The organism is Halopenitus persicus, assembly GCF_900107205.1.
Classification (GTDB): Archaea; Halobacteriota; Halobacteria; order Halobacteriales; family Haloferacaceae; genus Halopenitus; species Halopenitus persicus.
The window spans coordinates 83,142-102,777 of record NZ_FNPC01000001.1 but is presented as its reverse complement, the minus strand read 5'-3'; the positions used below and the strand labels follow the sequence as shown (position 1 = coordinate 102,777).

Sequence of the window (19,636 nt, the reverse complement as noted above, 5' to 3'; positions counted from 1 at the left end):
ACGTTCCACGGGCGGAGCGGGCCGACGATTTACAGGCGGTCGAGGCGAATGCCCCGGGACTTGACCCCGAGGCGATTCACGACCGGATCTTGAAGTACAGGACCCGCCAGACGGCGAGCGCGACCGCGCCCGTCACCACCATCACGGCGACGAAGATCAGCTGCACGCCGCCGTGGAAGATCGGGGTCGCCCGGAGGCCCAGCCCGATCAACGCCGCCGGGACCCACGACCGGATCACGAGCGGGACGGACGCCTTCGCCGACTCGACCGCCCCCGGGGAGTACGCGCCGACGAGGGGCGCGACCAGTACCCAGCCGATCAGGAAGGGCGCGTAGATCCCGAGGAGATACGGCGGGTTCTCGATCAGGAAGTCGGTCGGATTGTGCTGGTTCGCGCCGATCGTCAACACGACCAGGATCGCGACGACGTCGCCCACGGCTAAGGGGATCGCCGCACGGTCCAGGCGGGTCTCGAGGAACGCTTCGACGTCCATACCCCCGATCCGGACGGGGTGCCCTTGTGTCGTGCGGATCGTCGCGGGGGCCGATCGGGCCTACCGCGACGCGCTCTCGGAGTCCGGAACCCGCCCGACGACGGTGTACATAAATCCGCGGTCGGGAACGGTCGTCTCGAACCCGGCCGCAGCGAGCACGCTGCGGAGGTCGTCAGGAGTCACGAACGTCGAGTCCATCCCGATCGCTTGCTCGCCGCGAGCCAGGACGCGCCCGAGCGGATGTGACGGATCGAACTCGCGGATCACGACGACGCCGCCGGGGCGTATCGTCCGGTGCAGATCCTCGAGGGCACCCGAGACGTCGGGAAAGTGGTGGAGCGCGTCGACGATCACGGCGGCGTCGACCGCGTTCGAGTGGACGGGGAGCCGCGCCGCGTCGCCACGAACGGCGCCGAATCCCCGGTCGCGGGCCCGCGCGAGCATCCCGGCGCTCGCGTCGACCACGACCGGGGCATCGGCGTCCAGCCCGGCGGGCAGCGCGGCCGACGCGCGACCCGATCCGCCACCGACGTCGATCACGCGCCGGACCGGTCCGGTCGCGACGTCGAGCGCGTCCGCGAGGACCTCGGGATCGGCCCCGGGCATCACGAGGTCGTACAGCGGGGCGAGACGGTCGAAGAACCGGACGTCGCCGGGGCCGAACATCGGCGGCTACGAGAGGCGTTCGACCGGCGCGACGAAGACGATCTCCGTCCCGGCCGGTCCCTCCCGGCTCGTCTTGTGGTTGAAGCCGTTCGCGCGGTAGAACTCCCGGCTCGTCGGGTCGTCGTGGGGGACCGTCGTCCGGATCGCCTCGACGCCGTCGCGCGCGAGCGACCGCGCGACGTTGCCGAGCAGGGTCGTCTCGACGTCGTCGGCCGCGTGGTCCGGATGGACCCACAGCGCGAGCAGCTCCGCCTCCCGCCCGTCGGGGTCGGGGTGCGCGAGCGCCACGCCGACGGGCTTGCCGTCGGCCTCGACGAGGAACGAGCAGTCGGCCGTCGCCGCGGCTTCGCGGACCCCCGCCGCGGAGACGTCGAGTATCGGTGCACCGAAATCGTCGAACACGGCCGTTTCACCCGCGCGGGAAACCGCCGCCCGTAGTGCCTCGGCATCGCCGGGACACGCCGGTCGGACTTGCATCGTACAGAGTACACGGCGGAGGCGTTCGAATATCTTTCGGAGGATCGCTCGGGCTCCGAGCACCGGGCAGCCGCGGTCGGCCACGACCGGCGGCCGCGCCGACGTCGGCCGATCAGATCCGGTCGTTCGGGCGATCTGGCGCGGTCGGGGCGGTCAGATCCGATCGATGCCGATCGTGACGTCGATCCCCTCGACGTCCCATTCCTCGCGGGCGTCGGTCGCCGCGTCGGGATCGTCGAGCCACTCGGTCGCACGCGTCTCCTCGGCGATGAGGTCGCGGTGCTCGTCGACCAGGTCGGCGATGCGGTCGTCGTCGATGGCGACGCCGAGCCGGATGCTCGCGTCGACCTCGAGGTCGAGGTCCTTGCGCATCTCCTGGACGCGGCGGATGACGTCGCGGGCGTAGCCCTCGGCCTCGATGTCGTCGGTGAGGGTCGTGTCCACGTAGACCGTGCCGTCGTCGAATTCGGCCGCGCTCACGCCCTCCGGCGGGGTGGCCTCGTACTCGACCATCCCCGGCTCGAGTTCGATCGTCTCGCCGTCGACGGTCACGCCGCCGTTCTCGACCGCCTCGCGGGAGGCGCCCTCCACGGCGGTCATCACCTCCTGCGCCTGCCCGCCGAAGGCGGGGCCGATCTCCGCCATCTGCGGCCGTGCGCGCTCCTCCAGCTCCTCGAATCGATCCGTTACCACGAGCGAGCGCGCGTTGACGCGGTCGAGGATCAGATCCTCGAGGGTCTCGACGGCGTTCGCGACGTCGTCGTCCTCGGTCTCGACGACCACGCGGGAGACCGGCCACCTGAGCTTCCGGCCGGCCTGCTGGCGGGCGGTCGCCGCCGCCTCCTCGACGTCGCGCATCACGGCGACGTCGTGCTCGAGGTCCGGATCGTGGAGGTCGTCGTCGGGCTCGGGATACGCGAGCGCGTGAACCGTCGTGGCCTCGCCGTCGAGCGTCCGGTACATCCGCTCGGTGACGTAGGGGGCGATCGGCGCGAGCATCCGGATCGTCTCGTCGAGGACGGTGGCGATCGTGGCGTACGCGCCGCGTTTGGAGGCCGAGTCGGCCTCCTCCCACATCCGGTCGCGGACCGCCTTGATGTAGAACCGGGAGACGTCCTGGGTGACGAACTCGATCAGCGCGTTGACGGCGTCGCTGATCCGGTATTCCTCCCAGGCGTCGCTGACCTCGCGTTCCACCGACTGCAGCCGCGAGAGGACCCACTCGTCGACGAGCTCAAGCTCGCCGTCGGAGAGGTCCGCCGACGCGGGGTCGTAGTCGTCCAGATCCATATACGGCAGCGGGAACCGGAACGTGTTCCAGAGGATGTTGAGCTTCCCCTGGATCTCGCCGAGCCCGTCCCACTCGAAGGCCAGGTCGATCCCCTGCTGGTCGTGGCTCAGCAGGTACGTCCGGAGGGGGTCGCGGCCGGCGCGCTCGATCGCCTCCTCGGGCGTGACGATGTTGCCGACCGACTTCGACATCTTCCGCCCCTCGCTGTCGTTGACGAACCCGTGCATCAACACCTGTTCGTAGGGGGCCTCGTCGAAGGCGGCCGTCGCCATCCCGAGCTGGGACCAGAACCAACCCCGGGTCTGGTCGTGGGCCTCGACGATCAGGTCGGCGGGCCACAGCTCCTCGAAGGCCTCGGTCTCGCCGGGGTAGCCGATCGTCGCCCACGAGGCCACCGAGGAGTCGAGCCAGACGTCGAAGACGTCCTCGACGCGCCGGTAGGTCGTCCCGTCCTCGGTGATGGTGAGGTCGTCGACCGTCGGGCGGTGCAGATCCACCTCGTCGGGGTCGATCGACTGGTCGACGCGGTCGGCCAGCTCATCGCGCGTGCCGATCACGATCATCTCCTCGTCGAAGGAGCCGGGCTCGGCGTCCTCGGGCACCCAGATCGGGATCGGGATGCCCCAGTAGCGTTGCCGGGAGACGTTCCAGTCCGGCGCGTCCTCGATGAAGTCGCGGAAGCGCTGGTCGCGGGCCCAGCTCGGGAACCACTCCGAGTCCTCCATGTTCTCGAGGAGGTCGTCCTTGACGTCGGTGATCGAGATGAACCACTGGTCGGTGACGAGCTGGATGATCCCCGTGTCACACCGCCAACAGTGGCCGTAGCTGTGCTCGACGGTGTCGTGGGCGAGCATCCGGCCGTCGTCGATCAGGTCCGCGATGATGTCGTCGTTCGCGTCGCGGACGAACTGCCCGGCGTACTCGCCGGCCGCATCGGTGAACTCGCCGTTCGGCGCGACCGGACAGGCGATCTCCAGCCCGAGCTCGCGGCCGCGCTCGAAGTCGACCTCGCCGTGACCGGGCGCGGAGTGGACCAGGCCCGTGCGGTCGGCCTCGACGTAGTCGGCCGCGTACACCTGCCCGGCCCCCTCGAAGTCGGGGTATTCGGCGAGGTGGTCCGCGAGCGGATGGTCGTACTCCCAGCCGACGAGCTCCGCGCCCGACAGCTCGGCCTCGATCTCGTAGTCGTCGTAGCGGCCCCGCTTGAGGACGTCCTCGACGCAGTCGGCGGCGACGTAGAGGAGGTCCTCGGTCTCGCTCCCGTCCTCGCCCGCACCGCCGTCCGCGCCGCCATCGCCGTCCGACTCGCCGCGCTTGACCGCACGTACCGCGTTGTAGGTGAGCTCCTCGTCGACCGCGACGAAGGTGTTCGCCGGGATCGTCCACGGCGTCGTCGTCCAGATGACGAGGCTTCCCTCGCGGTCCGCGAGGTCGAACTTCACGTAGACGGAGGGATCCTCGACGTCCTCGTACTCGACCTCGTTGTTCGCGAGCCCCGTTTCACACCGGGGACACTGCGAGATCGACCGCTTGCCGCGCTCGACGAGCCCGCGGTCGGCGACCTCCGAGAACGCCCACCAGGCCGACTCCATATACTCGGGCGAGACCGTCTTGTACGGGTCGTCCCAGTCCATCCACGCGCCGATGGACTTGAAGTCCTCGTCCATCGCCTCCCGGTTGGACTCGGCGAACTCCATACACTCCTCGATGAACGCCTCCATCCCGTACTCCTCGATGTCGCGTTTGGAGTCGAACCCGAGCTCCTCCTCGACCTTCACCTCGATCGGGAGGCCGTGCATGTCGTATCCCGGCCGGTCGGTCACCCGGTGACCGGTCATCCGCTTGTACCGGATGATCGCGTCCTTCAGCGTCTTGTTCCAGGCCGTTCCGAGATGCATCTGCCCCGAGGTGTACGGCGGCCCGTCGACGAAGAAGAACGGCGGGTCGTCGGCGTGGGCCTCCGTCGCCGCCTCGTAGGCGTCGGCGTCGTCCCAGTACGACTCGATCGCGGGTTCGACGTCCGCGGGAGCGTACTGGTCGTCGATCTGCTCCATATCCGAGCGTGTTCGGCCGCGTATTTGAATACGACGGAGTCGTGGTCGCGTCGAGCGTGGTCGTCCCGACCGATGTCGTCACCCGTCGCGACCGAGACCGATGTCGGCGAAGGTCGCCATCTCCCGGTGGGTCGCACAGGCGGCCCGATAGATCGGGAGCGCCAGGCAGGCGCCGGTCCCCTCGCCCAGTCGGAGGTCGTATTCGAACAGCGGCTCGAGGTCGAGCGCGTCGAGTTGGATCGCGTGTGCGGGCTCGGCGCCCGCGTGCGAGGGGAGCAGATAGGGACGGACGGCGGGGTCGATCGCGTCCGCGAGGAGGGCCGCGGCCCCGCTGATGACGCCGTCGACGACGACCGGCGTTCGGTCGGCCGCAGAGCCCAGCGCAACGCCGGCGAGAACGCCGATCTCGAACCCGCCGACACGAGCGAGGACGTCGAGGGCATCGTGGGTATCGGCGGAGTCGCCGGTCCCCGCGTCGAGTGTGCCGGTGGAGTCGCCGGTCCCCGCGTCGATGCCGTTCGCCGCGAGCGCGTCCTCGACGACGCGTACCTTGTGCGCGAGCTCGTCGTCGTCGATCCCGGTCCCGTATCCTGTGGTTTCGGCCGGCGACGCGTCGGTCAACGCGGCGGTGACCGCCGACGCGATCGTGGTGTTCCCGATCCCCATCTCGCCCAGCGCGACGACGTCGGTGCCCGCAAGTTCCGCCTCCGACGCCGCGATCCGGACGCCGGCCTCGACCGCGTCGACCGCGTCCGAGCGGGTCATCGCCGGACCGCGGGACGCGTCGTTCGTTCCGGCGCCGATCCGGACCGCGAGCGCGTCCGGAACCGGGTCGCCCGAGATCCCGGCGTCGACGACCAGCGTTTCGGCACCGACCGCGTCGGCGATCGCGTTGACCGCGGCGCCGCCGTTCAGGAAGTTCTCGAGCATCGCCCGGGTCGCGGCCTGCGGGTACGCGGAGACGCCGCGGTCCACGACGCCGTGGTCGCCGGCCGCGACCACGACGGTCGCGTCGGCGAGATCGGGTCGGTCGTCGCCGGTGAGTCCGGCGAGCGCGACCGCGAGATCCTCGAGGCGGCCGAGGCTTCCGGGCGGCTTCGTGAGGGTCGGCTGTCGCTCCAGCGCGGCGCGTTCGGCCGCCTCGTCGACCGGCGGTATCGTGGGCCGGTCGAGAACGGCGGACTGCGTCTCATCGCCCGCGATGTCGTCGCTGATTTCTGGTTTCCGCTTTCCCATACTCAGGCGTCGAAGTCCGGAAGGTCGTCCGGCGCGTCGTACTCGGCCTCCCAGTCGATGTACTCCTGCTTGAGGGTCTCACAGACGATCTGGCCGAGTTCGGTCAGACCGGCGTTGATCCCCGAGACGGTGCCCCACGAATCGAGGTCCGGGTGGAGGTCGCGCTCCCGCCAGTCCTCCGGGAGACCGGGTGCGTGATAGCCGACGCGGTCGGCGAAGTCGTCCCAGAAGAAGTCGAACCGCGAGACGAGACCCAGGTCACGGACGATCGCCCAGTCGGTCTCGTCGAGGTCGCTCGTTGCCGCCCACTCCTCGAACGCGTCCGTCCACGCGCCCTCCCGAAGGAGCGTCTCGATCTCGTCGCGCCTGTAATCCGTATCGCCGGCCACGTCGGCATCCTCGTATTCGTTCGGGTCGATCTCCTCAAGCTCGGGCGGGTCGGGAACCGGGACGTCGAGGCTCATACGCCGTTGTTCGTCCGGCGACCGAAAAGACCCGTCGACTGGTCTGTGACGTTGCCGGTCGGGCACCACCATCGGCCGAATTCACCTTCCGCGGACTTAACGGGCCCCGAGTCGATGCCGAGGTATGCAGCGAACGCGACGGGAGTTTCTCGGCCTGCTCGGCGGGGGCATCGCGGCCGGCTCGACGGCGGGCTGTGTGGCCCCGGCACGAAACGAGCCGGTCGGCGAACGGCGGTTCGCGATGCTCTACGAGGACGTCGCGCCCTCCGTAGCGCGCGTGCAAACGACGACCGACGGACGGACCGGACAGGGGTCGGGATTTCGATATCGGCCGTCCGCCGCCGACGGCGCGTACGTCGTGACGAACCAGCACGTCGTCGGCCCCGATCCCGACGCGGTCCGCCTTCAGTACGCGGACGGCGCGTGGGTCGAGGTCGAGGTTCTGGGAACCGATCCCTACAGCGACCTCGCGGTCCTGGAGCCGGGGGAAGCCATCGACGCGGAGCCGCTGCCGCTCCGGGAGACCGTGCCGCCGATCGGCACCGAGGTGCTCGTGGTCGGGTCGCCGCTCGGCTTCTCGGGAAGCGCCAGCCAGGGGATCATCAGCGGGCGCAACCGGAGCATCCCCGCGGCGGGGAACTACACGATCGCGGACGCGATACAGACCGACGCCGCGTTGAATCCGGGCAACAGCGGCGGCCCGATACTGACGCTCGACGGCGAGGTCGTCGCGGTCGCGACCGCCCGCGTGTCGGGCAGCGACAACCTCGGATTCGGCGTCTCCGCGCCGCTGGCACGCCGCGTCGTTCCCTCGCTGATCGAGACCGGTCGGTACGACCATTCGTATATGGGCGTCGCGATCCGGGACGTCGGGCCGCTGATCGCCGAGGCGAACGGCCTACCCGCGGCTCGCGGCGTCTACGTCACGGCGACCGAACCGGGAGGACCCGCGGACGGCGTGCTTCGAGGATCGACCGGCGAGGCGGTCGTCGACGGGACGCCCGTTCCGACCGGCGGCGACGTCATCGTCGGTCTCGGGGGGACCTCGATCGACACACAGAGCGCGCTGTCACGGTATCTGGCCCTCGAGACGACGCCGGGTGACGTGATCGACGTCCGTATCCGGCGGGACGGAAGCGAGACGACCGTCGAGCTCGAGCTCGGTACGCGGCCCGCCCCCCGAGCCTGATCGGAACGTCCTCCGACGCGCTCGATCGGCGCCCCTCTCGGTATGCGATCCCGGAACACCGTCCGCGGGCATCCGTGACGTTTAAGTATCGATGACGGGTTCCTCAACACGCACGTACTGCAGGGGCGCGGCGCCCCGAGTCCGGAAGGGCGACGATACACGCGGGTTGCGGTAGCCAAGTCTGGCCCAAGGCGCAGGGTTGCTAACTCTGTGGCGGTCACGCCTCCGGGGTTCGAATCCCCGCCGCAACGCTCGAATCGAACCGGCGGGGGATGGACGTCCATCCGCCGCACCGACACTCCAGACACCCATGAGTGCAGAAGAACCACAGGACGGCTCGCCGGAGGAGGACGAGGACCTCCAGTACTTCGTTCGTATCGGGGGCGCGGACCTCGACGGAACGAAGACGGTCGAGCGAAGCCTGACAGACCTCAACGGAATCGGCACGCGCGCGGCGCGACTCGTCGCGGAGACCGCCGACGTGGACCGCACGGCCACGTTCGGCGCGCTCGACGACGACGACATCGACGCCGTCGTCGACGTCGTCGAGAACTTCGAGGACCACGTTCCGGAGTGGATGGTCAACCGGCAGAAGGACTTCTTCACCGGCGAGACCGGCCACAAGATCGGAACCGAGCTCTCGGAGCAGCGACGACACGACATCAACCGCATGAAGATGATCGACTCCTACAAGGGAGTCCGACACAAGCGCGGACAGAAGGTCCGCGGACAGCGGACCAAGTCCACGGGACGGACCGAGGGCACCATCGGCGTCAACGTCGAGGAGATCCGCGAGGAGCAGGCGGAGGAGGAAGCGGCTGAAGAAGCGGCCGGTGAGGAAGAATGACGACCGGCAACAACACCAAGGCCTACGAGACGCCCAACCACCCGTACCAGGGCGAGCGGATCGCCGAGGAGGCGGACCTCGTCTCGCGGTACGGTCTCAAGAACAAGGAGGAGTTCTGGCGCGCCCAGTCCGAGCTGCGGAACATGCGCCGCGAGGCGCGTCGACTGCTCGGCGAGGCACAGGGCGACGTCGAGGCCGCACAGGAGGCCGGATCGGAGTTCATCGCGCGGCTCCGCCGGCTCGGCATCCTCGGCGAGACCGACGACATCTCGGCGGTGCTGTCGCTCGACGTCACCGACCTGCTCGAGCGCCGTCTCCAGACGGTCGCCTACCGGAAGGGACTCGCGTCCTCGACGAAGCAGGCGCGACAGTTCATCGTCCACGGACACGTCACCGTCGACGGCGCGCGCGTCACGCGCCCGTCGAAGAAGGTCGACACGACCGAGGAGGAGACGGTCGCCTTCGACGAGACGAGTCCGCTCGCCGACGAACTACACCCGGAACGCGCGGACTCACAGGAGTAACCATCCATGAGCGACTCAGAAGACGGAAAGTGGGGCATCGCCCACGTCTACGCATCGTTCAACAACACGCTCATCACGGTGACCGACGAGACCGGCGCCGAGACGATCGCGAAGTCGTCCGGCGGGACCGTGGTGAAACAGAACCGCGACGAGGCGTCGCCGTACGCCGCGATGCAGATGGCCGAGGTCGTCGCCGAGGAGGTCAAGGCGGCCGGCCTGGAGGGCGTGCACGTTCGCGTGCGCGGCCCCGGCGGCAACCTCAACAAGTCCACCGGCCCCGGCGCTCAGGCGACGATCCGAGCGCTCGCCCGCGCCGGCGTCGAGATCGGCCGGATCGAGGACGTCACCCCGATCCCGCACGACGGAACGAAGGCGCCGAAGAACAAACGGATCTAACATGAGCGAGGCCGACTTCGACGTGCAGTACATCGAACGCGACGACCGGAGCGCGCGGGTGCTGATCCGCGGGCTGTCGCCGGCGTTCGCCAACGGCATCCGCCGGGCGATGATCGCCGACGTCCCGACGTTCTCGATCGACACCGTTCGGTTCGTCGAGAACTCCTCGGTGATGTTCGATGAGATGCTCGGGCTTCGGCTCGGGCTCGTCCCGCTCACGACGCCGATCGACGACTTCGAGATCGGCGACGAGGTGACGCTCGCGCTCGACGTCGCGGGTCCCGGGACCGCCTACTCCGGGGACCTCGTGTCCTCGGAGCCGCTCGTCGAACCCGCCGATAAAAACGTCCCCCTCATCGAGCTGAAGGAGGGGCAGCGGGTCGAGCTGGAGGCCGACGCGGTGCTCGACACCGGCAAGGAGCACGCCAAACACCAGGGCGGCGTCTCCGTCGGCTACCGACACCTCCAGCGGGTCACCGTCGAGGGCGACCTCGGCGAGTTCGACGAGGAGGAGACGCGGATCCTCCGCGGCGTCATCGAGACGGAGGACGGCGAGATCGTGCCGACGGAAGCGTTCGACCACGACCTCTCCGAGCGGTACCCCGGCAAGGAGGTCAGCGTCGAGGACGTCCCCGGCGCGTTCGTCTTCCACGTCGAGACCGACGGCTCCGTCGACGTCGAGGAACTGATCGTCCGCGCGATCGGGACGATCGAGGAGCGCGCGGACGAACTCCGAACGACCATCGCCGTCTGAACAGCAATGTCCCTTCACCCCACCCCCCCGACACGAACGCTCGCCCACGTCCGTCACGGACGGGCCGTGAGCGCCGCCGCACGGAGCGGCGGGGACGTCGGGGCGGTCCGACCCGGGCGATCGACGCGGTCGACGATCGCGTCCGGACGGACCGAAAGTGGTTTGAAGGGCGCCCAAGTAGCGTGGAGTGCACGCAGGGATAGCCAAGTCAGGCCAACGGCGCAGCGTTCAGGGCGCTGTCCTGTAGAGGTCCGCAGGTTCAAATCCTGCTCCCTGCACTCCACTTCTCGATCCGGCGACGCGACCGGTCGCCACGCGTACCTTCATTTCGGAGGACACCAATGAGTAGCAAGACGAATCCACAACTACAGAACCTCATCGCCGACCTCAAGTCGGCATCCCGTGACGCCGACGCCGCGGTCTGGCAGGACGTCGCGGATCGGCTCGAAAAGCCACGGCGCACGCACGCTGAGGTCAACCTGGGGCGCATCGAGCGCTACGCCCAGGAAGACGAGACGGTCGTCGTCCCCGGCAAGGTGCTGGGCAGCGGTGTGCTCGAGAAGAACGTCACCGTCGCCGCCGTCGACTTCTCGGGAACGGCCCGAAAGAAGATCGACCAGGCCGGCGACGCGGTGCCGCTCGCACAGTTCGTCGAGGAGAACCCCGCCGGATCGAACGTTCGGGTGATCCGATGAGTCTCGCCGAGTTCGACGCGGACGTCGTCGTCGACGCCCGCGACTGCATCCTCGGTCGCGTCTCGTCCATCGTCGCCCAGCGCGCGCTCGACGGCGAGCGCGTCGCCGTGGTCAACGCCGAGCACGCGGTGATCACCGGCAACGAGGAGGACACGATGGACACCTACCACACGCGTGCGAACCTCGGGTCCGACAGCGGCCCGTACTACCCGAAACGTCCCGACCGGATCTTCAAGCGGACGATCCGCGGGATGGTTCCGTACAAGACGCAGCACGGTCGCGAGGCGTTCGAGAACGTTCGCGTGTACGTCGGCAACCCCTACGAGGGCGACGACGAACACGAATCGACCGTCCTCGAGGACACCTCGCTGGACCGCCTGTCGAACATCAAGTTCACGACGCTCGGGGACGTCTCCGAGAGTCTGGGTGCTAACGTCACATGGTAACCAACACATCCGGCAAGAAGAAGACGGCCGTCGCCCGCGCCACCGTGCGCGACGGCGAGGGTCGCGTGCGAATCAACTCCCGGCCCGTCGAGCTGGTCGACCCGGAGCAGGCCCGCCTCAAGATGCTGGAGCCGTTCCGCATCGCCGGCGAGGACCTCCGCGACCAGGTCGACATCGACATCACCGTCGAGGGCGGCGGGTTCAGCGGCCAGGCGGACGCCGCACGAACCGCGATCGCCCGCGGGCTGGTGCAACATCTCGGCGACGCGGAGCTGCGCGACGCCTACATGAACTTCGACCGGACGCTGCTGGTCAACGACGTTCGGCAGTCCGAACCCAAGAAGTGGGGCGGACCCGGCGCACGCGCCCGGTATCAGAAGTCCTACCGCTGAGGTGATCCACCTATGATGATCCCTGTCCGGTGTTTCACGTGCGGCAACGTCGTCGGTGAACACTGGGACGAGTTCAAAGCGCGCGCCCGCGAGGGCGATGAGGACCCCGGCGAGGTCCTCGACGACCTCGGCGTCGACCGCCACTGCTGCCGGCGGATGATGGTCAGTCACACCGACCTCGTCGACGTCGTCTCCCCGTACCAGTAACTATGTCAACGAACCACAATCGCTACGAGAAGGCCCGCATCCTCGGCGCACGCGCGCTGCAGGTGTCCTACGGCGCGCCGGTGCTCATCGAGACCGAGGAGACGCAGCCGATCCTCGTCGCCGCCGAGGAGTACGACGCGGGCGTGCTCCCGTTCACGGTCCGCCGGGAGGAAGCGTAATGACGCGAGTCACGTCCGTCTCGCTGCGTCGGGTCCTCGACTCCCGCGGGAACCCGACCGTCGAGGCCGACGTGCTCACCGAATCCGGCGGGTTCGGTCGTGCCGCGGCGCCCTCGGGCGCCTCGACCGGCGAGTACGAGGCGGTCGAGCTGCCGCCCGCGGAGGCGATCGCCGCCGCACGCGAGCACGCCGTGCCGCGGCTCGAGGGCGTCTACGCCGGCGATCAGCGCGCGGTCGACGCCGCGTTACACGCGGCCGACGGCACCGAGGACTTCTCCGCGATCGGGGCCAACGCGGCCGTCGCGATCTCGATGGCCGCCGCCAAGGCGGCCGCGGACGTCCTCGGCGCACCCTTATACCAGCACCTCGGCGGCGCCTTCCGTGGCGGGAACTTCCCCGTGCCGCTCGGCAACGTGATCGGCGGCGGCGAACACGCCGCCGACGCCACGCACATCCAGGAGTTCCTGGCCGCGCCGACGGGCGCGCCGAGCGTCTCGGAGGCGGTCTTCGCGAACTCGGCGGTCCACGACGCGGTCGCGGAGATCCTCGCCGACCGGGGCGTCCCGGCGGCCAAGGGCGACGAGGGCGCCTGGGCGCCGTCGATCGACGACGCCGAGGCGTTCGAGGTGATGGCGGCCGCGACCGAGCGGGTCGCCGACGAGGTCGGCTTCACGGTGCGGTTCGGCCTCGATATGGCCGGCGCGGAGCTGTACGACGCCGACGCCGATGCGTACGTCTACGGCGACCGGACCCGCTCGCCCGCAGAGCAGATCGAATACGTCGCCGAGCTGGTCGCGGAGTACGACCTCGCGTACGTCGAGGACCCCCTCGACGAGGAGGACTACGACCGGTTCGCCGAGCTCACCGACCGGGTGGGCGACCGGACGCTGATCTGCGGGGACGACCTGTTCGTCACCAACGTCGACCGACTCCGGACGGGGATCGAGACGGGCGCCGGAAACAGCATCCTGATCAAGCCGAACCAGATCGGGACGCTCTCGGACGCCGTCGACGCCGTCGAGCTGGCGGTCCGAAACGGCTACGACCCCGTCATCTCCCACCGCTCCGGCGAGACCGAGGACACGACGATCGCCCACCTGGCCGTCGCCACCGACGCCCCCTACATCAAGACGGGGACGGTCGGCGGCGAGCGGACGGCGAAGCTCAACGAACTGATCCGCATCGCCGAGGACGCGGTGTGATGCCGAACCGACAGCCAACCGAGACCACCACCATCCATGACTGAGGACAACGACACGGTCGAACTCGACGCGGACGCGGACGCCACGGCGGAGGACGCCGCGGCGGCCGACGCCGACGTCGAGGACGCGGCCGACACGACAGCCGAACAGCCCGACGACGCGGCGGCACCCGCCACCGAGGCCGACGCCGGGTCGGACGAACCCGACGCGAACGCCGCGGAAGAGGCGGTCGAGGCCGACGACGAGGCGGACGAGGAGTCCCGCTTCGACGACGACGTGATGCCCGACGAGGATGCGGACCTGCTCATTCCCGTCGAGGAGTACCTCGGCGCCGGCGTCCACATCGGGACCCAACAGAAGACGAAGGACATGGAGCGGTTCATCCACCGCGTTCGCGACGACGGCCTCTACGTGCTCGACGTCTCGAAGACGGACGAGCGCATCCGCGTGGCCGCCGACTTCCTGTCCGGCTACGCCCCCGAGCAGGTGCTCGTCACCTCCTCGCGGCAGTACGGCCGCTTCCCGGCCGAGAAGTTCGCCGACGCGATCGGCGCCCGCGCCCGGACCGGTCGGTTCATTCCGGGCACGCTGACGAACCCCGATTACGCCGGCTACATCGAGCCGGACGTCGTGGTCGTCACCGACCCGATCGGCGACGCACAGGCCGTCAAGGAGGCCATCACGGTCGGCATTCCCGTCATCGCGATGTGCGACTCCAACAACCAGCTGTCGAACGTCGACCTGGCGATCCCGACGAACAACAAGGGTCGCCGCGCGCTCTCGGTCGTCTACTGGCTGCTCGCCAACGAGACGCTCGACCGCCGCGGCGCCGACACGGTCTACGCCCTCGAGGACTTCGAGGCCGAGCTGTAGCTGGCCGGATTTTTCGTTTCCGTGTCTCGTACGGTCACGTGTGCCAAGCGAAAGCGACCGCGCTGAAACGCGTGCGCGGAGCCGTCGATCCCGCGCCGCCGGTTCGTAACCCACGACGACGAACGGGACCGCGGCGGCGCGACCGCGCCGCGTCCATTCCCCAGTTCCCCCGGTGATCGTCCGCGACGGACCGCGGTGATCGTCCGCGACTGCCGGGCCGATCACCTCACGGGCTTTCCGGGCGGCGAGTATATAAGTACTCGTCCTTCGGGACCAGCCTATGGGACGGAGGTCGCTGCGGCCATGGCCGCGTCGGTCACAAGCGCAACGCCTGTTATCGCCGAGCCTGTGGTGGGGAGTATGACCGTCTGTAGCGCGCCGGGGAAGGTGTATCTCTTCGGCGAACACGCCGTCGTCTACGGCCAGCCCGCGGTGCCGTGTGCGATCGAGCGCCGCGCCCGCGTGACCGTCGAGCCGCGCAGCGACGACCACGTCCGCGTCGAGGCCGAGGACCTCTCGCTCGACGGGTTTACCGTGGAGTACGACGGGACCGTCGGCGACCACCCCGACGTGGACGTCGAGCGCTCGTTGCTCGACGCCGCGATGGGCTACATCGACGCCGCGGTCTCGCAGGCGCGGGACGCGGCCGGGGCGCCGAACGCGGGCTTCGACATCACCGTCGAGAGCGACATCCCGCTCGGGGCCGGGCTCGGTTCCTCGGCCGCGGTCGTCGTCGCGGGGATCGACGCGGCGACCCGCGCGCTCGGCGAGCCGCTGGCGCCGCGGGAGCTGGCCGACCGGGCCTACCGCGCGGAGTTCGACGTCCAGGACGGCCAGGCGTCTCGCGCCGACACGTTCTGCTCGACGATGGGTGGGGCGGTGCGCGTCGAGGGCGACGACTGCGAGCCGATCGAGACCCCGAACCTCCCGTTCGTGGTCGGGTTCGACGGCGGGGCCGGCGACACCGGCGCGCTCGTGGCGGGCGTCCGTGAACTCACCGAGGAGTACGGCTTCGCGGACGAAACCGTACGGTCGATCGGCGACGTCGTTCGCGAGGGCGAGGACCTGCTCGAGGCGGCGACGTCCGGGGCGGATCCCGACGCGGAGCTGCTCGCCGAGCTCGGCGACCTGATGAACTTCAACCACGGGCTGTTGTCGGCGCTTGGCGTCTCAGCACGCTCGCTGGACGCGATGGTGTGGGCGGCGCGCGACGCCGGGGCACACGGCGCGAAGCTGACGGGCGCCGGCGGCGGCGGGTGCATCGTCGCGCTCGACCCGACGCCGGAGACGGAGACGGCGCTGTCGTTCACGCAGGGCTGCGTTGACGCCTTCCGGGCCGAACTCGCGACCGAGGGCGTCCGGGTGGAGGTGCGGTGATGGCGGGGACAACGGTCGTCTGCAAGCTCGGCGGCAGCGTGATCACCGAGAAGGACCGGCCGGAGACGCTCGACGCGCCCGCGCTGGACGCCGCCTGCGACGCGATCGCCGGCGCGCTGGCGGACGGCGCCGTCGAGGACCTCGTCGTCGTCCACGGCGGCGGGAGCTTCGGCCACCACCACGCGAGCGCACACGGGGTGACGACCACCGCGGGGACCCACGACGTCGGGGCCGTGATGGACGTCCACGGCGCGATGACGACGCTCAACCGGTTCGTGCTCGACCGGCTTCACGAACGGGGCGTGGCTGCGGTCCCGGTTCACCCGCTGTCGGTCGGCGCGCGGGCGGACGGTCCGGACGGGGACCTCACGTTCCCCACGGACGCGGCCGCGACGCTGGTCGAGGAGGGGTTCGTGCCGGTGTTGCACGGGGACGGGATCGCCACCGCGACCGAGGGCGTCACGGTGGTCTCGGGCGACGAACTGGTCGTCGAGCTGGCCGGCGATCTCGGCGCCGACCGCGTCGGCATTTGTTCGACCGTTCCCGGCGTGCTCGACGACGACGGCGACGTCATTCCCCGGATCGACGCCTTCGCCGAGGTGGCCGACCTGCTCGGCGCGAGCGAGTCGACGGACGTCTCGGGCGGGATGGCGGCGAAGGTCGAGGAGCTGCTCGCGCTCGGCTCGCCGGCGTTCGTCTTCGGCCCGGACGACCTCGAGGGGTTTCTGCGAGGGGACTCGCCCGGCACCCGGATCGGGTAGGTGACGGTCACTCCCTCGCCTCGAGGATTACTCGGCCGCGTCGATCGCCCGGTCCAGCAACGTCGCGGCGCGGTCATACAGGGCGTCGGTTTCCGAATCGGTCCGCGCCTGTGCGGTCAGCCGGATCAGCGGCTGCGTGCCGGAGGCGCGGACGAGCAGCCAGCCGTCGTCGGTCTCGACGCGGACGCCGTCGAGGGTGCTCACGGCGGCCGCGTCGTACTCCCCGTCGACGATGGACACGAGGGCGTCCATCACGGACTCCTTCGCATCGACCTCGCGGTTCCCCCGGCGGATGGGATAGGACGGGAGGTCCCCGACCCGCTCGGAGAGGGAGCGCTCGGCGGCAAGCGCCGTGATCCGGACCGCCGCGAGCGGTCCATCCGGACAGAGCGTCTCGGTCGGGAAGATCCACGCGCCCGAGGGCTCGCCGCCGAAGACGACCCCGGTCTCGGCGGCACGCTCGGCGACCGCGACGTCGCCGACGCGGGTCCGGACGAGCTCGGCGCCGACCGCCTCGAGCGCGTCGTCGACCGCGAGGCTCGTGTTGAGCGGCGCGGCGACCCGCGCGGTCGCGACCCCCCCGGTGTCGCCGACGGCGGCGCCGGCGTCCTCGTCGGCCCCGGTTTCGGCATCCGCGTCGGCCCCGGTTTCGGCGTCGGCGACGGCGGCGCGCGCAAGCAGGGCGAGCAGCGCATCGCCCTCAAGGAAGCGCCCGTCGTCCGCGACCGCCATCATCCGGTCCGCGTCGCCGTCGTGGGCGATCCCGAGGTCGGCGTCGGTTCCGGCCACGTGGGACCGGAGCGACGCACAGGTCTCGGCGGTCGGCTCGCTCGGCCGGCCCGGAAAGCGGCCGTCCCGCTGGCCGTTGAGCGTCTCGACCGTGGCGCCGAGTTCGACGAGCGCGTCGGCCGTGACGCGGCCCGTCCCGTTCCCCAGATCGACGACGACGCGGGTTCCGGAGAGCGGCGCGGCCGCCCCGCGTTCGCCGACGCCGGCGAGCGCTCGGCGTCCGGCATCGACGATCGCCGCTCGGTGGCTGTCGGTCGCGGGGCGTTCGAAGACGTCGCCGAACCCGTGGCGGCGCCCGTGGTCGTTCGGATCGGCCGGGTCGAACGCGTCCGACCGGACGCGGTCCGCGATCCGGTTTTGGGCGGCGGCGTCGAAGGCCTGCCCGGAGGGCGTCCAGAGTTTGAAGCCGTTGTCCGACGGGGGATTGTGTGAGGCGGTGACCGCGACGCCGGCGTCGGCGTCCGCGCCGCCGACGGCTCGGGCGATGGTCGGCGTCGCGGCGACGCCGACGTCGAGGACGTCGGTTCCCGATTCGACCAGCCCCGCGGCGAGCGCGTCGACGAGCGCCCGCCCGGAGTCACGAACGTCGCGACCGACGACGACCGCGTCGGTCTCGATCCCGAGCGCGCGGCCGATCGAGACCGCGAGGGCAGCCGTGACCTCCTCCCCGACCGGACCGCGAACGCCGCTCGTTCCGAACATACCGTCGGGTGGCGGAGGGACCCTAAAAGCGATCGGGTCCGGTCGGTGCGGTCAGTCGGGAGCGGTCGCAGTCGGTCGCGGCGGGTTCCGCTCGGTCGCGGCTGGTCGGGATCGGTTTCGGTCGTTCGAGCCGGCCGCGGTCGAACGCGGTCGGCCGCGGACCCACCCGTGACACAACCCTTATTCGACCGACACGCCTCCCCTCGGGTATGGACGAACCCGGCGTACGCGATCTCCTCCGGTCGGTGGTCGACCCCGACCTGGACGACGACATCGTCTCCCTCGGGCTGGTGAACGACGTGACGGTTCGCGAGGACGGGACCACGGCCAGCGTCTCGCTCGCGCTCGGGGCGCCCTACTCGCCGACCGAGACGGCGATCGCCGAGGAGGTGCGAACGACGCTCACGGATGCCGGTCTCGACCCGGAGCTGTCCGCGCGGATCCCGACCGCGGTCGCCCCGGACGAGCAGGTCCTCCCGAAGGTGAAGAACGTCATCGCGGTCGCCTCGGGGAAGGGCGGCGTCGGGAAGTCGACGATGGCGGTCAACGTCGCGGCCGGCCTGGCGGATATGGGGGCAAGCGTCGGCCTCTTCGACGCCGACGTCTACGGCCCCAACGTGCCCCGGATGGTCGGCGCCGAGACGCCGCCGCGGACCGACGGCGAGACGATCGTCCCGCCCGAGCAGCACGGAATGCGCGTGATGAGTATGGACTTTCTCACCGGCGAGGACGACCCCGTCATCTGGCGCGGCCCGATGGTGCACAAGATCATCACCCAGCTCGTCGAGGACGTCGACTGGGGCGGGCTGGATTACCTCGTGCTCGATCTCCCGCCGGGGACCGGCGACACGCAGCTGACCATCCTCCAGACGCTGCCGCTGACCGGCGCGGTGATCGTGACGACCCCGGAGGAGGTGGCGCTCGACGACGCGGTCAAGGGACTTCGGATGTTCGGAAAACACGACACCAACGTGCTCGGCGTCGCCGAGAACATGGCCGGCTTCCGGTGTCCGGACTGTGGAAGCGTCCACGACGTCTTCGGCGAGGGCGGCGGCGAGCGGCTGGCGGCCGAGCACGACCTGCCGTTTCTCGGCGGCGTTCCGCTCGACCCCGCCGTCCGAACCGGCGGCGATGGCGGGGAGCCGATCGTGTTGGGCGAGGGGGAGACGGCCGAGGCGTTCGCGGCCATCAGCGAGGCCGTCGCGAACAACGCCGGCGTCGTCCGTCGCCGCCAAGCGGTGGAGCAGGCGTGATGATGACGGGCGACGAGGACGCGGATGCGGACGCCCGCGCGGATGTGATGACCGACGCCGACGCGACGTCCGACGCCACCGATGCCGACGCGACGTCCGACGCCACCGACGCCGACGCGACGCCCGACGCTCACGCGATCCCTGACGACGCCGCGGAAACGCGGCGAGCCCTCCGGGCGGTCGCCGAGGACGTTCGCGGGGACAGCTCCGAGAGCCAGCAGGTCGCGGCGATCCTCTATCGGGTCTCCGACCTGTATGACCCCACGGAAGACACCTCGCCGGAGGAGATCTACCGAAACGTCCGGCAGATCATGCGGGTCAAAGCACGGGGCGGTCTCGACCGCTGACCCGTTCGCCGAGGATACACGT

General features: G+C 70.1%; 23 protein-coding genes and 2 tRNA genes. 18 read left to right on the top strand and 7 right to left on the bottom strand.

Annotated elements, in window-relative coordinates:
* Positions 1-76: 76 nt before the first annotated feature.
* The 6 genes from BLV25_RS00575 to BLV25_RS00550 form a co-directional block, all read right to left on the bottom strand.
* The gene (locus tag BLV25_RS00575; protein WP_092730223.1) at positions 77-493 is read right to left on the bottom strand and encodes a DUF3054 domain-containing protein; all 417 of its coding nucleotides are present in this window, start codon (positions 491-493) and stop codon (positions 77-79) included.
* A gap of 60 nt (positions 494-553) precedes the next feature.
* Positions 554-1,159 (bottom strand): class I SAM-dependent methyltransferase, encoded by a 606-nt coding sequence (locus tag BLV25_RS00570; protein WP_092730221.1) that lies wholly within the window; start codon positions 1,157-1,159, stop codon positions 554-556.
* Positions 1,160-1,165: 6 nt separating this feature from the next.
* Positions 1,166-1,636: a GNAT family N-acetyltransferase gene (locus tag BLV25_RS00565; RefSeq protein WP_021074196.1), complete on the bottom strand. Its 471-nt coding sequence runs from the start codon at positions 1,634-1,636 to the stop codon at positions 1,166-1,168.
* A 153-nt stretch (positions 1,637-1,789) separates the two neighbouring features.
* Positions 1,790-4,981: an isoleucine--tRNA ligase gene (gene ileS / locus BLV25_RS00560; RefSeq protein WP_092730219.1), complete on the bottom strand. Its 3,192-nt coding sequence runs from the start codon at positions 4,979-4,981 to the stop codon at positions 1,790-1,792.
* Positions 4,982-5,059: 78 nt separating this feature from the next.
* Positions 5,060-6,217: a nicotinate-nucleotide--dimethylbenzimidazole phosphoribosyltransferase gene (cobT, locus tag BLV25_RS00555; RefSeq protein WP_092730217.1), complete on the bottom strand. Its 1,158-nt coding sequence runs from the start codon at positions 6,215-6,217 to the stop codon at positions 5,060-5,062.
* Between the two features lie 2 nt (positions 6,218-6,219).
* Positions 6,220-6,681 (bottom strand): hypothetical protein, encoded by a 462-nt coding sequence (locus BLV25_RS00550; RefSeq protein ID WP_092730215.1) that lies wholly within the window; start codon positions 6,679-6,681, stop codon positions 6,220-6,222.
* A gap of 124 nt (positions 6,682-6,805) precedes the next feature.
* On the opposite strand from BLV25_RS00550, the gene BLV25_RS00545 reads away from it, so the two are divergent.
* The 16 genes from BLV25_RS00545 (at position 6,806) to BLV25_RS00470 (ending at position 16,523) form a co-directional block, all read left to right on the top strand.
* Positions 6,806-7,870: a S1C family serine protease gene (locus BLV25_RS00545; RefSeq protein WP_092730213.1), complete on the top strand. Its 1,065-nt coding sequence runs from the start codon at positions 6,806-6,808 to the stop codon at positions 7,868-7,870.
* Between the two features lie 165 nt (positions 7,871-8,035).
* A tRNA-Ser gene (locus BLV25_RS00540) sits at positions 8,036-8,121 on the top strand.
* Between the two features lie 59 nt (positions 8,122-8,180).
* Complete coding sequence (locus tag BLV25_RS00535) at positions 8,181-8,717, top strand: 30S ribosomal protein S13 (protein WP_021074201.1); 537 nt, start codon at positions 8,181-8,183, stop codon at positions 8,715-8,717.
* Positions 8,714-9,241, top strand: coding sequence for a 30S ribosomal protein S4 (locus BLV25_RS00530; protein ID WP_021074202.1), 528 nt, complete (start codon positions 8,714-8,716; stop codon positions 9,239-9,241). The genes BLV25_RS00535 and BLV25_RS00530 overlap by 4 nt, the downstream gene beginning before the upstream one ends.
* A 6-nt stretch (positions 9,242-9,247) precedes the next feature.
* Entirely contained in the window at positions 9,248-9,637 is a 390-nt protein-coding gene (locus tag BLV25_RS00525) for a 30S ribosomal protein S11 (protein WP_021074203.1), read from the top strand.
* Between the two features lies 1 nt (position 9,638).
* On the top strand, positions 9,639-10,391 hold the full coding sequence (locus BLV25_RS00520; protein ID WP_021074204.1) for a DNA-directed RNA polymerase subunit D: 753 nt from the start codon (positions 9,639-9,641) through the stop codon (positions 10,389-10,391).
* Positions 10,392-10,584: 193 nt separating this feature from the next.
* Positions 10,585-10,669: transfer RNA gene (locus BLV25_RS00515), tRNA-Leu, on the top strand.
* 63 nt (positions 10,670-10,732) lie between these two features.
* Positions 10,733-11,086 (top strand): 50S ribosomal protein L18e, encoded by a 354-nt coding sequence (locus BLV25_RS00510; protein WP_021074205.1) that lies wholly within the window; start codon positions 10,733-10,735, stop codon positions 11,084-11,086.
* Positions 11,083-11,532 carry a 50S ribosomal protein L13 gene (locus tag BLV25_RS00505; RefSeq protein ID WP_021074206.1) on the top strand — a complete coding sequence of 150 codons (450 nt, stop codon included), beginning with the start codon at positions 11,083-11,085 and terminating at the stop codon, positions 11,530-11,532. Before BLV25_RS00510 ends, BLV25_RS00505 begins: the two co-directional genes overlap by 4 nt.
* Complete coding sequence (locus tag BLV25_RS00500; RefSeq protein ID WP_021074207.1) at positions 11,526-11,924, top strand: 30S ribosomal protein S9; 399 nt, start codon at positions 11,526-11,528, stop codon at positions 11,922-11,924. Before BLV25_RS00505 ends, BLV25_RS00500 begins: the two co-directional genes overlap by 7 nt.
* A 12-nt stretch (positions 11,925-11,936) precedes the next feature.
* Positions 11,937-12,131, top strand: coding sequence for a DNA-directed RNA polymerase subunit N (locus tag BLV25_RS00495; RefSeq protein ID WP_039401999.1), 195 nt, complete (start codon positions 11,937-11,939; stop codon positions 12,129-12,131).
* Between the two features lie 2 nt (positions 12,132-12,133).
* Positions 12,134-12,310, top strand: coding sequence for a DNA-directed RNA polymerase subunit K (locus tag BLV25_RS00490; RefSeq protein ID WP_021074209.1), 177 nt, complete (start codon positions 12,134-12,136; stop codon positions 12,308-12,310).
* On the top strand, positions 12,310-13,512 hold the full coding sequence (eno, locus tag BLV25_RS00485; protein WP_092730211.1) for a phosphopyruvate hydratase: 1,203 nt from the start codon (positions 12,310-12,312) through the stop codon (positions 13,510-13,512). Before BLV25_RS00490 ends, eno begins: the two co-directional genes overlap by 1 nt.
* A gap of 36 nt (positions 13,513-13,548) precedes the next feature.
* Entirely contained in the window at positions 13,549-14,385 is an 837-nt protein-coding gene (gene rpsB / locus BLV25_RS00480) for a 30S ribosomal protein S2 (protein ID WP_021074211.1), read from the top strand.
* A gap of 360 nt (positions 14,386-14,745) precedes the next feature.
* Positions 14,746-15,762 (top strand): mevalonate kinase, encoded by a 1,017-nt coding sequence (mvk, locus tag BLV25_RS00475; RefSeq protein WP_021074212.1) that lies wholly within the window; start codon positions 14,746-14,748, stop codon positions 15,760-15,762.
* Positions 15,762-16,523: an isopentenyl phosphate kinase gene (locus BLV25_RS00470; RefSeq protein ID WP_092730209.1), complete on the top strand. Its 762-nt coding sequence runs from the start codon at positions 15,762-15,764 to the stop codon at positions 16,521-16,523. The genes mvk and BLV25_RS00470 overlap by 1 nt, the downstream gene beginning before the upstream one ends.
* Before the next feature lie 27 nt (positions 16,524-16,550).
* On the opposite strand, the gene BLV25_RS00465 is transcribed toward BLV25_RS00470, so the two are convergent.
* On the bottom strand, positions 16,551-18,014 hold the full coding sequence (locus BLV25_RS00465; RefSeq protein WP_092730207.1) for a phosphohexomutase domain-containing protein: 1,464 nt from the start codon (positions 18,012-18,014) through the stop codon (positions 16,551-16,553).
* 209 nt (positions 18,015-18,223) lie between these two features.
* Between BLV25_RS00465 and BLV25_RS00460 the strand changes: the two genes are divergently transcribed.
* Positions 18,224-19,267, top strand: a complete 1,044-nt coding sequence (locus BLV25_RS00460) for an Mrp/NBP35 family ATP-binding protein (RefSeq protein WP_039401988.1) — start codon at positions 18,224-18,226, stop codon at positions 19,265-19,267.
* Between the two features lie 2 nt (positions 19,268-19,269).
* The gene (locus BLV25_RS17180; RefSeq protein WP_176819405.1) at positions 19,270-19,614 is read left to right on the top strand and encodes a hypothetical protein; all 345 of its coding nucleotides are present in this window, start codon (positions 19,270-19,272) and stop codon (positions 19,612-19,614) included.
* Positions 19,615-19,636: the final 22 nt, after the last annotated feature.

Excerpts from the sequence above, each read along its gene's own strand:
- BLV25_RS00525 (WP_021074203.1), top strand. The coding sequence starts at position 9,248 with ATGAGCGACTCAGAAGACGGAAAGTGGGGCATCGCCCACGTCTACGCA.
- mvk (WP_021074212.1), top strand. The coding sequence starts at position 14,746 with ATGACCGTCTGTAGCGCGCCGGGGAAGGTGTATCTCTTCGGCGAACAC.
- BLV25_RS00510 (WP_021074205.1), top strand. The coding sequence starts at position 10,733 with ATGAGTAGCAAGACGAATCCACAACTACAGAACCTCATCGCCGACCTC.
- BLV25_RS00470 (WP_092730209.1), top strand. The coding sequence starts at position 15,762 with ATGGCGGGGACAACGGTCGTCTGCAAGCTCGGCGGCAGCGTGATCACC.
- BLV25_RS00575 (WP_092730223.1), bottom strand. The coding sequence starts at position 493 with ATGGACGTCGAAGCGTTCCTCGAGACCCGCCTGGACCGTGCGGCGATC.
- cobT (WP_092730217.1), bottom strand. The coding sequence starts at position 6,217 with ATGGGAAAGCGGAAACCAGAAATCAGCGACGACATCGCGGGCGATGAG.
- ileS (WP_092730219.1), bottom strand. The coding sequence starts at position 4,981 with ATGGAGCAGATCGACGACCAGTACGCTCCCGCGGACGTCGAACCCGCG.
- eno (WP_092730211.1), top strand. The coding sequence starts at position 12,310 with ATGACGCGAGTCACGTCCGTCTCGCTGCGTCGGGTCCTCGACTCCCGC.
- BLV25_RS00545 (WP_092730213.1), top strand. The coding sequence starts at position 6,806 with ATGCAGCGAACGCGACGGGAGTTTCTCGGCCTGCTCGGCGGGGGCATC.
- BLV25_RS00570 (WP_092730221.1), bottom strand. The coding sequence starts at position 1,159 with ATGTTCGGCCCCGGCGACGTCCGGTTCTTCGACCGTCTCGCCCCGCTG.
- BLV25_RS00535 (WP_021074201.1), top strand. The coding sequence starts at position 8,181 with ATGAGTGCAGAAGAACCACAGGACGGCTCGCCGGAGGAGGACGAGGAC.
- BLV25_RS00530 (WP_021074202.1), top strand. The coding sequence starts at position 8,714 with ATGACGACCGGCAACAACACCAAGGCCTACGAGACGCCCAACCACCCG.
- BLV25_RS00490 (WP_021074209.1), top strand. The coding sequence starts at position 12,134 with ATGTCAACGAACCACAATCGCTACGAGAAGGCCCGCATCCTCGGCGCA.
- BLV25_RS00550 (WP_092730215.1), bottom strand. The coding sequence starts at position 6,681 with ATGAGCCTCGACGTCCCGGTTCCCGACCCGCCCGAGCTTGAGGAGATC.
- BLV25_RS17180 (WP_176819405.1), top strand. The coding sequence starts at position 19,270 with ATGACGGGCGACGAGGACGCGGATGCGGACGCCCGCGCGGATGTGATG.
- BLV25_RS00520 (WP_021074204.1), top strand. The coding sequence starts at position 9,639 with ATGAGCGAGGCCGACTTCGACGTGCAGTACATCGAACGCGACGACCGG.
- BLV25_RS00465 (WP_092730207.1), bottom strand. The coding sequence starts at position 18,014 with ATGTTCGGAACGAGCGGCGTTCGCGGTCCGGTCGGGGAGGAGGTCACG.
- BLV25_RS00565 (WP_021074196.1), bottom strand. The coding sequence starts at position 1,636 with ATGCAAGTCCGACCGGCGTGTCCCGGCGATGCCGAGGCACTACGGGCG.
- BLV25_RS00460 (WP_039401988.1), top strand. The coding sequence starts at position 18,224 with ATGGACGAACCCGGCGTACGCGATCTCCTCCGGTCGGTGGTCGACCCC.
- BLV25_RS00495 (WP_039401999.1), top strand. The coding sequence starts at position 11,937 with ATGATGATCCCTGTCCGGTGTTTCACGTGCGGCAACGTCGTCGGTGAA.
- BLV25_RS00500 (WP_021074207.1), top strand. The coding sequence starts at position 11,526 with ATGGTAACCAACACATCCGGCAAGAAGAAGACGGCCGTCGCCCGCGCC.
- BLV25_RS00505 (WP_021074206.1), top strand. The coding sequence starts at position 11,083 with ATGAGTCTCGCCGAGTTCGACGCGGACGTCGTCGTCGACGCCCGCGAC.
- rpsB (WP_021074211.1), top strand. The coding sequence starts at position 13,549 with ATGACTGAGGACAACGACACGGTCGAACTCGACGCGGACGCGGACGCC.